This window comes from Synechococcus sp. H60.2 (assembly GCF_047462315.1).
Taxonomy (GTDB): domain Bacteria; phylum Cyanobacteriota; class Cyanobacteriia; order Thermostichales; family Thermostichaceae; genus Thermostichus.
The window spans coordinates 1-3312 of sequence record NZ_JANSIZ010000131.1; the positions used below are offsets into that span (position 1 = coordinate 1).

The 3312-nt window shown below is 57.9% G+C and carries 3 protein-coding genes; all 3 read right to left on the bottom strand.

Annotation, left to right across the window (positions count from 1 at the left end; all coding sequences use genetic code 11):
- Window positions 1-250: 250 nt before the first annotated feature.
- The 3 genes from kaiC to NW845_RS12635 are packed head-to-tail and all read right to left on the bottom strand — an operon-like array spanning window position 251 to window position 3192.
- On the bottom strand, window positions 251-1855 hold the full coding sequence (kaiC, locus tag NW845_RS12625; protein WP_414366758.1) for a circadian clock protein KaiC: 1605 nt from the start codon (window positions 1853-1855) through the stop codon (window positions 251-253).
- Window positions 1856-1880: 25 nt separating this feature from the next.
- Window positions 1881-2183, bottom strand: a complete 303-nt coding sequence (gene kaiB / locus NW845_RS12630) for a circadian clock protein KaiB (protein WP_011430723.1) — start codon at window positions 2181-2183, stop codon at window positions 1881-1883.
- 1 nt (window position 2184) lies between these two features.
- A complete protein-coding gene (locus NW845_RS12635; protein ID WP_414378779.1) occupies window positions 2185-3192 on the bottom strand; it encodes a circadian clock protein KaiA in 1008 nt (335 codons plus the stop codon).
- Between the last annotated feature and the right edge of the window lie 120 nt (window positions 3193-3312).

The window sequence follows — 3312 nt, forward strand, 5'->3', positions numbered from 1 at the left end:
ACCCACCCCGGTGAAAGACCCGGACAGTGCTGTCAGTCAACAAGTAAGCGGAACCTTGAGACTGGGTTCCAAGGAACCGTCTAGGGGCGTCTTGATAGCGCCTTTGCGAGTTTGTCTATGGACTGCGTAAGAATCCCCCGACTGTAGTTGGGGGAATGTCAAGCAGCCGAAAAAGTCCGGAGCGACTCACAACCCTAAGATTCTTATCTGCTGGCGGTTGGTTGCAAGGAGCTGGCGACCGCTAGGCCCCTCAATCATCCAGAGATTGTACATTTTGCACAATTCGAGACAGCTCGTTTTTCTCATCCACATTGATGCGGGTTGGGGATCCACTGATAATCCGCTCGTAGCCACGGAAGGAATCGCGAATTTGAATGCCCGAATCGGAAATCAAATATTCGCGGATGCCTTTGTCGTGCCAGGATCCCCGCATTTTAAACACGTTGAGAGCCCGCGCCATCTCGCCCCGAATCTCCACATACTGCAACAGGATGATTGTGTCGGTGATGGTGGAGATGTGGGACTCAGTAATGGAATGGGATCCCATGAACTGGTCGGTGGTATTGGTGAAAAAGCCGGTGATCTCCTCCTGCTTGGCCAGGCCGGTTACCCCGATAACAAACTGCCGGAAAGCATTTTGGCTCACCCCCCGCGCCAGCGCCGACAGCGAGTCGATGGCCATGCGGGAGGGCTTGAAGGCCATCATCTCGGTTTTGATCTTCTGCAGGTGGTCTTCCAGGCCGGCGGACTCCGGGTAAGCGCAGATAATCTTGAGAAGGCCCTGCCGCTCGAACTCCTCTAGGTCAATACCCCAAGAAGAGGCATTGCGGGAAAGCTGTGCCCGCGACTCTTCGTAGGCAAAGAGGATGCAGCGCTCTCCGTCCAGGCAGCCCCGCTCCAGGAACTTGCTCACCAGCGAGGTTTTGCCCGTGCCGGTGGCGCCGGTGGCCAGGATAATTGAGTCTTTGAAGAAGCCGCCGCCGCACATTTCGTCCAGCTTCTCGATGCCGGAGGAGACGCGCACATTGGAGGAGCGCTGCGTCAGTTGCATGGCTCCCAGCGGGAAGATGTTGATCCCCTCGTTGGTGATGGTGAAGGGATATTCCCCCTTCATGTGGGTGGTGCCCCGCAGTTTCAGGATCTCAATGGTGCGCCGCCGCTTTTCCCCCTCCAGAATGTTGCGCAGAATCACCACGTTGTCGGAGACAAACTCCTCCACACCGTAGCGGGCAATGGGGCCGTACTCGTCGGTGCGCTCGGTGGTCATCACTGTGGTGACATTGGCCTGTTTGAGGCGGGCCGTCAGGCGGAACAGCTCCCGCCGCACCACGCCGGCAGGGTCGTATTGCTGAAAGATGGCCGTCACCGAGTCGATGGCAACCCGCTTGGCTTTGTATTTGCGGATGGCATATTGAATGCGCTCGATGAGGGCCGACAGGTCGAAGTTGCCGCTCACCTCGTATCCCTCTGGATCCGGGGAAGCATCCAGAATAAAGAGCTGGCCTTTGTCGATAAGGGCTTGAAGGTCCCAGCCGAAGCTGGAGGCGTTGCGGATGATGTCGGCAGGGGTTTCCTCAAAGGTGACGAAGATCCCCGGCTCTTGGTACTTGACGATGCCGTTGTAGAGAAACTGGAGGGCAAACAGCGTTTTGCCGGTGCCAGAGGTACCGCTGACCAGGGTGGTGCGCCCCAAGGGCAGCCCGCCGTGGCTAATGTCTTCGAAGCCCTCGATGCCCGTCTGTTTTTTCGGGATCCCCCGCAGCTCTGACCCGCCTAGGAAGGAGCTCGATGGGATCCCCTCCGCGGCGTTATCTTGCAGCTTTTCTGGCTCAGAAGGCCCCAATGGTTGGTTCATTCCCCTCTCTCTCCTAAAACCTGTCTTAAGCCTCTTCGTCCAATTCTTCGTAGAGCAAATCTAGGCCGATGAGCACTTTCTCGCGGTTGGACAGATCACCGATAATTTTCCGCACCGGTGGCGGCAGAATTTTGGCCAAGGTCGGTGTCGCCAAGATCTTATCTTCCTCCGCCAGTTGCGGATTTTTCAAGACGTCGATTACCTTCAGGCTGTACACGCCGCGGAACTCCTTTTCCAAGATGTCTTGCAAGGTGCTGAGGGCGCGCAGAGAATTGGGGGTATTGCCCGCCACATAGAGCTTGAGGACATAGGCTTTGCGAGTGGACATGTTAGGGATCCCTTGGGGCAGGTTTGGGAATGGAGCGACGGTACATTTCGCTCAGGTGGGCCATCACGTCGATGAGAGTGAGGCGGTAATCCAGCAGGATCTCTTCGCTGCGGCCCTCCAGTTTCAGTTGTTTGGCAAAATCCTCCATCAGGTTCATGTGCAGCTCCAACAGTTGGGCAGCGCCGATGTCGGCAAAAAAGGCAAGGGCCACCAGCTCGTCGATGCGGGCATTGACGGTCTCAGGGGACTGAAAATACTCCAGGACAATCGCCTGGTAAAGGTTGCGCAGCCGCCGCATGAGGGCCTGCTGCTCGTCGGGGGGCAGGTGGCGGTAAAACAGCTCCGGATCCCGATGGTAGTACACGCCGGCGTAGCCGAGGCGTTCCCGCAGCTTTTCCGCCAGCCGCCGCTGCTGCTGGTGCGTGTAGAGCAGGTAGGGCTGATCCTTGGGGTAAGGGTTTGCTGCAGGCAGGCTGCAGGTGGGAGCAATCTGGAGAAACAGGGCAATGGCTCGGTTGATCAGCAGCTCCAAGGGAGAGGGAGAAGCAGAAGGAGTGGCCTGGGATCCCTTTGGCGGCAACAGCTCTGACGGCGAGACGAGGCGAACCAGGGTGGCGTTGTGGTAGAAAAACCGCTCCCGCTTGAGCAGAGCTCTTGCCCCTGGAGGAACAGGGGGGGAGGATGGTTCACCGGAGCGGCTGGCGCCGCCTTCCGGTTTGAGCTCTTCCGACACAATGGCCACCACTGTCGGCAGCAACAGTCCCTGTTTGCAAAGCTGACAGCCCAACGCCTCCAGCTTGTCCAGCCGCGTCGCGTCCACCAGCAGCACTAGGCAGTCTGGATGGTTTTCCTCCCCTTGCAGAGCCTCCAGAAAGGCTTCCGGCTCCTGGAAGACCTCAGCCACAAAGCGTTCTGGCGACAACAAAGCCTCTGCCGCCAGTGGCTCTCCAGCAGGCGGCTCCCAATCGAGCAAAAGGCTGATGTGCAGTGGGTGGGTGTCGGGCTTCAACAGGATATAAAACGATAAGAGCTGCCTTCGATCTTAAATCTTCATGAACTACCCCACCGCGCAGGCGGGTGGGGTTTCCTCACCCGCTTGACAGCAGAGCTTTTGTCTCTTCTTCTGCCC